This is a genomic window from Desulforamulus profundi, assembly GCF_002607855.1.
In genome coordinates, this window is record NZ_AWQQ01000033.1 from 1 (window position 1) to 6422 (window position 6422).

The following is a 6422-nucleotide window of genomic DNA, read 5'->3' on the forward strand; positions in this document are numbered from 1 at the left end:
GGTATTGGTATGAGGTAACAAAACTACTATTCAAGTGGATCAATCGCAGAAGTCAGCGAAACAGCTATACCTGGGAAAAGTTCCTATTGCTGCTCAAAGTTAAGCCGCTACCCAAACCGAAAATTTATTTCAGTATATTATCGGCTTAGTAGTGCTTAGGCATAAGTGCAAATCTCCAAGTGAGGAGCCGTGTACGTGAATAGCGCAAGCACGGTTCTGTGAGGGTTGTGTGTTCAATTTAGCCATGGAGCAAATATTGTGGCACTCCCAGAGGAAACGGGGAGAAACGGTGAAAACAAACCTGCTTCTAAAGTTAGAGAGACGCACTTCTACTCGACAATGGAATTTTTAGTTTAGTTTTTGGTTATGTTTTTAATGGCTCTTACCCACGGGAGGATACGGCTCTGCTGGAGAGCAACCGGAGCGCCCAGTGGGGTTCTGCCGGAGATAGCTGAGGATATTATTCCCAGCTTTCTTCTTTTTGCTGGACGGTTACGCCCAGGTGATGACCATTCCGCATAATGTAAAATACGCTGATTTATTTGTGAAGCTGCAGCGGGAAGCAAGAGAAGGCGACCACGGCCTCTGGGGCAGCGGCGGCCAGCACTCCCAGGACCAGGGACAGGCTGCTCATACTGTTCCGGCCGGTGCGGCAGGCAAGGGTCCTGGTCCTCATGGGGAGACCATTAAAGGAAATATCAACAGCAAGGGTGAAAAGATTTATCATGTTCCCGGCGGGCGGTATTATGATAAGGCTAACCTAGAGGCCTGGTTCTTCACCGAGGAAGATGCGCAAGCGGCCGGTTACCGCAGGAGTAAGGTTTAGTTTTTAATCGGCACTTACAAGCTGCTATAAGGAGCAATAATAGAACTTAAGTGATGTTCTTGTGGCAGAGTATACTGCATAAGTTTTCCTAAAGATTTTTCTCCAGGTGGTAAGAAAATGAACAATGAAATCTTGAAAATTGATGTTGATACTCGGTATAAGGACCCTTTCTCCATTAGGAAAAAACTAATCAATAATTCAACCAGTGTAGAGTGGTATCTACTGGGATTAGAATCACACAAACTTCAGCGCATGGGGGTAATCGATAAGCTAGTTATCGAGGACCTCATGCGCACTAAAATTGATTTTCATAACTTCCAAATGGCGACAGCACTTAGGGTTCTGAATGAAATGCATGGTTTAGCGCTGCTGGCGGACGAAGTTGGTCTCGGGAAAACTATTGAAACAGGGTTAATCTTAAAAGAATTATTAGTACGGGACAGGATTCGGTCTATTCTAATATGTTGTCCCGCCTCCCTGGTTACTCAGTGGAAGGATGAAATGTTGCAAAAATTTGGAGAGAGATTTCTATCGCCGGAAGATGATTCATTTCCCGGTTACATCAAAACAGACAAACTGGTTTGCTCCATCGCCAAACTTAGCCATAACATTAAAGCCATTGCCTCCAGGGAATGGGACATGATTGTGGTGGATGAAGCCCATTTATTGGCCAACCCTTCTTCTAAACGTCGCCAGGCGGTGGCTGCCATATCTAAACGTCACATGCTTTTGCTTACTGCAACCCCGCTCCAAAACAAATTAACAGACCTGTACAGCTTGATCGATTTGCTATATCCGGGGTTGCTTGGTTCCTTAAACGCTTTTCTCAGGGTCTATGCCAAGGATTATCCAAAGGGAAGGGTGTTGCGGGAGGATACAGCACCACAACTTAGGAGTCATCTAACCAGGGTTATGTGCAGGACCAGACGAGAAGAATCCGGTATACCCTTTGTCCAACGACATGTACAAACCTGCCGATAAAGGGTTATGAGATTGAATATAAATTGATTGATGAAGTCACCGGTCATATGGCCAAAATCTATGGCGGGGAGCAAGAAGGGCAACGAAGGTATCTTCTGCTTAGGGAAGTAATGAGCCTGCAGCAATCACTTTCATCAAGCCCCCGGGCGTTAATTGTGGCATTAGAGAACCGGTCTCTCAAACACCCCAATGAAAGGAGGGAGTTGGTTCCACTAATAGAATTAGCCAAATCCATTAAGACACCGTCCAAAAGCCAGCTGCTATTACAAATACTGGACGGCATACCCAATGATCAGGCCATTATTTTTACTTTGCGCAGGGAAACAGCCTACTATCTGGAGACTATCCTTAAGGAAAAGGACAAAAAAGTGGCCCTCTATTTAGGGGTTGGTAGCGGCAAAAGTTCGCGACAAAAGCGGGACGAGGTCATCCGAGAATTTCGGGCCGCACGTATCCAGTACATTATTGCTACCGACGCAGCGGCTGAGGGTTTAAACTTGCAAAATTGTAATATTCTCGTAAATTTTGATTTACATTGGAATCCTATGAAAATAGAACAGCGGATTGGTCGGGTACACAGGTTTGGCCAAGAACGGGAAGTAACAGTGTTTAACCTGGCACTTGAAGATACTATTGATGAATACGTGATTAATATTCTCTTTAAAAAGTTAAGATTATTTCAGGAGGCTATCGGTGGGCTGGAGGTCGTGTTGGGTGAATTGAAGTCAGGTGACGAGGACTTAGAAGAATTAATCATGGAGATTGTCCTCCGGTCAAAAAACAAAGTGGATATTAAAAAGCAGTTAATGGAACTGGCCAAAGATGCTGAAAAAGCGGCTGAAAAGCAAATATTGGCAAAACAATTTACTAAGGGGGTGTTAGGTTAATGGTTGTTAAATTCGCCTATGAAACAACCCCCCTGCACGGTTTCCTGGTAAACTATTTCACACAGCTGGGAGCCAATGTGGTTGATCTTCAGGAAACTTATTTTGAGGTCGTAACCAAAGATGGAGCAAAAAGAAGATTCACCTATTCCTCGGCGGTGGCTGCTGAGAATGAAAACATAGAATTACTTGCTCCCGGGAGCAGAGCATTAAAGCGCATCTTTGATGAAGCGGCAACCAGAGGGAGTGCCGCTGTACTTCTTTTTAAACAATCCCAGGATCAAGTGGAGGACTTTGTAGCCCAAAAATGGCAAAATACTTCTAGGTGTTGCGACAAATGCCCCCAGTATGGTGAGTGTAACTACGATAAGTGCTGTCCAATTTGCCCGGCAAGACATGACTGCCACCATCTTATCGTGGGGAGTAGATTACATAAGGTACTAATTAATGACCAAAAGTTAAAACCATTCTTTCAGTTTACCTTTCTGGTTGAAATCCTAAACCCGGTCCGGAAGCAGGATGAGTTATTCCATGTACTGGTTGACCCCGAGGATGGCAAAACATTTGAGCCCCTTATTCCGGAGATCATCGAAACAAATTTATATCACGATAAGGGACAGCTTCCGTTAAGCTTACAGTTATATGACCTGGCTTTAACCCATGCCTATGCCTGGGTTGATTCGAAAATACAGGGTAATTTAGCCTTCCTTCGTCAACAAACCATGCGTTCCGTTTCGGAAAAGGCTGCCGCTTTGCAACACCGTTTAAAAATGGAGAGTGAGGAAGGTAAGTCCCCGGAGGGTGCGCATCAGAGATTTGAGCAAGGGCTTAAACAGTTACAAAAACAGTACCAGATCAATGTAGAGGTCACTTTATTAAGTGTGCTGGTAATTTATATACCAGAGTATCAATTAGAAATTGAGCTGGAAAATGGCTCTATCATACCTGTCTTGTTAAATCCTGCCACCAATAGAGTAGCCCATCCGATATGCCATGAGTGTGGTAAAGAGGTATTAGAGGGGTGGTCTTGTGTCAATGGACACTATGTGTGCAAGGAATGTGCCGATCGGTGTGTAAGCTGCGGTGCTATTTTCTGCGTATCTTGCTCTGAATCCCAGGCAAGGTGCGCGATATGTGGAGATTTGGTTTGTGCTGATTGTAAGACATCCTGTTCCAAATGTGGAAAGGTTGTATGTAAAGATCATTTATATCCTTGTCATCATTGTGGAGAATACCTCTGCTTATCCTGCATTAATATTTGCCAGTCCTGTGAGAAAGATTTATGCGTTACCCACACAAAGAAGTGTTCCTGCTGCGATAGCCTGATTTGCGATGACTGTTCGATTGGTTGTAATGAAGCTAATTGTAATAAAATCCTGTTAAGAGATCATGCCAAAGAATGTAGCTATTGTCACCAACCTTTTTGTGGTGACCACGTGGCCAAAACTGTAAATGGTCATCTGGCCTGTGCCGAACACCGGGCAACTTGTATTAAATGTAATAAGGAATACCGTATAGATGAACTAAAGCGCTGTGCCATTTGTGGAAGCCACATGTGCCAGAACGACCAGGAAACCTGTTACAAGTGTGAAAAAATAATTTGCCCTCGGGATGTCATAACCTGTACCACCTGCCAGACCAAAGGATGCCCGGACCATACCAAGAAATGTGTAACCTGTGACAAGGTTTTTTGTTTATCCCACATTATCCAATGCAGCAGGTGCTCCCAGTGGGTATGCCAGGATCATGTTATCAGGTGTTCCGGCTGCGGGGAGATGTTTTGTTCTTGTACCAAGACGTCAACCTGCAGAAATTGCGGACAGCAATATTGCCATAGCTGCCTTGAGGATGGAATGTGCCGGCTTGCCGGGATATGGTAAATGTCGAACCATCAGATGGGGCAGTTCGCCATGTTAAAGGCCATGACAGTAAAGTGGCTGGCTGGAAGAAATGGAAAGTAGGGCATAATGCCGATACCCTTGTGGTTATTGGTTATGGTTTACTAGGTGGAATGCTGTTTGTTATATCAAAGGATGGTAAATTATTAGCCAGAAAAGATATCTCATTATTTGAGAGAATAAAGAGGTCTTTCAAATGAGTAAAAGCTTAGCTGAAAAATTAATTGCCTGGGCGGCAGAGAAAGGGCCCAAAGCTACTCAAGAGCAGCTAGTTGCAGGTATTGGTGAATTGGGCCATGTGCATGATGCTGTAAAACAAAAACGGTTACTCTCTTCCTTACTTAAAAGAATAGATATTTATAAGGAAGTGGAACATGCTTACAGGTTGGAACAAACTAAAGTAACTATCGAAAACGAAGAACTCACCGGGGCATTAACCGTCAATCACTTAGATCTCTTATCTGGTCTTGAGTTTGAAAAATTTCTAGGTTGGTTCTTTAGTCAAAGAGGAGCTAAAACCCGCGTTACGAAAAGTAGTGGTGATCATGGTGTAGACCTTATTGTAGAAATAGATAAAAGAAAGATTGCCGTGCAAGCGAAGCGCTACCAACCATCCAGTGGGGTTGGAGCTGTAGCGGTACGGGATGCTTATGCGGGTATGAAAAATTATGATTGCCAGGCAGCTCTGGTCATTGCAACAACATTTTTTACCAGGCAGGCTAAAGAGGAGGCCAAGAAGCTAGGGGTGGAACTCTGGGATCGTTCCCGCTTGCAAAATGAACTTAATCTCCTAAGTATCAAAACCAAAACTAATAACGGACCAAAATTGGCAAAGCCAGAGGCCAAAACGGAAAAGCGGGAACTGCGACAAGTGGTGCTTGATGATCCGGAAAATTTAAAAAATAACCAGGTTCTTAGGGTAAAAATTGAAGAGGATATCGTTAGGTTATGTAGCTCTAAAGAGGAGCCGGTTGGCATCGTCAAGGGCTTCGATGCTAAATGGATACAAACACATAGTGAAAAAGGCGCTGTATTTAAAATTAGATTTCGCAATACCAAAAAGGAGGGAATGAGGATAGAAGCTGAGGCTCAGTGGTTTGAGGTGAAGGAAGGAGGATAGTGCCCCCCTCCTACTCGATTTTAAAAATATAATTTTCCTTTCATAGTAGGTCCAAAACCCGGCTGCCGGGCACCAGACTAGTGTACTGGTGTGGGCCAGAGCGGCGTTATCATAGAGGTTACATTTGAAGTTCTAAATCAAGGCAAGGGCCCTTGGAAGTTCCGAATAGCGGTCGATCTCTTTCTTCGCTTTCACGAAGGTGGTTCCGATGGGTTAGCCTTGGAGGCCGGTGTTTGTCAAGATAGTTGTCGCTAATACGTTCAATTTTTTTGTATTAAACCCACCGCCGGTCTTGACTCCATGTGCTAATAATGGGGTAACCCGACCGACGGATATACGCCAACTAGAAACCTGTATACGGTCGGGTAAATTAACCCTAGCACATGGGTCAAGACTCTTCGCTTCGCTACGACCGCAAGCGGCGGCTACTGGTAGTTAGGGCAACGTTCCCCTCCCTCTGGAGACCGCCTGCTTTATTAATTTTAGGATGTACACTTTTCCTTCGTTTTTGATCGCTCGAGGAAATCCCTGGCAGAAAACCGCTGCCAGGGATTTCCAAAAAGTGCCTGGCACTTCACTAAACTAAAGTGACGGTACTTTTTCTTTTCCGGGTCATCCTTTCGGGTCTGGTGGTTTCAAAGAAAGGCTACCAAGGCGGTGCCAGGTACCGTCTCGCATGAAAGTTGTGCTCGAGGAAATCCCTGGCAGAAAAC

Annotated in this window: 6 protein-coding genes; all 6 read left to right on the forward strand. The window is 44.6% G+C overall.

Annotated features, from left to right (window positions below):
* The first annotated feature begins 481 nt into the window (after positions 1 to 481).
* A complete protein-coding gene (locus P378_RS20940) occupies positions 482 to 826 on the forward strand; it encodes a sunset domain-containing protein (protein ID WP_099082425.1) in 345 nt (114 codons plus the stop codon).
* Between the two features lie 117 nt (positions 827 to 943).
* Positions 944 to 1807, forward strand: coding sequence for a DEAD/DEAH box helicase (locus P378_RS04545; protein WP_099082426.1), 864 nt, complete (start codon positions 944 to 946; stop codon positions 1805 to 1807).
* Positions 1808 to 1830: 23 nt separating this feature from the next.
* The gene (locus P378_RS04550) at positions 1831 to 2694 is read left to right on the forward strand and encodes a helicase-related protein (RefSeq protein WP_099082427.1); all 864 of its coding nucleotides are present in this window, start codon (positions 1831 to 1833) and stop codon (positions 2692 to 2694) included.
* On the forward strand, positions 2694 to 4571 hold the full coding sequence (locus P378_RS04555; RefSeq protein ID WP_099082428.1) for a hypothetical protein: 1878 nt from the start codon (positions 2694 to 2696) through the stop codon (positions 4569 to 4571). The genes P378_RS04550 and P378_RS04555 overlap by 1 nt, the downstream gene beginning before the upstream one ends.
* Positions 4565 to 4789, forward strand: a complete 225-nt coding sequence (locus tag P378_RS04560; protein ID WP_099082429.1) for a hypothetical protein — start codon at positions 4565 to 4567, stop codon at positions 4787 to 4789. Before P378_RS04555 ends, P378_RS04560 begins: the two co-directional genes overlap by 7 nt.
* Positions 4786 to 5709, forward strand: a complete 924-nt coding sequence (locus tag P378_RS04565) for a restriction endonuclease (RefSeq protein WP_099082430.1) — start codon at positions 4786 to 4788, stop codon at positions 5707 to 5709. The genes P378_RS04560 and P378_RS04565 overlap by 4 nt, the downstream gene beginning before the upstream one ends.
* Positions 5710 to 6422 lie beyond the last annotated feature (713 nt).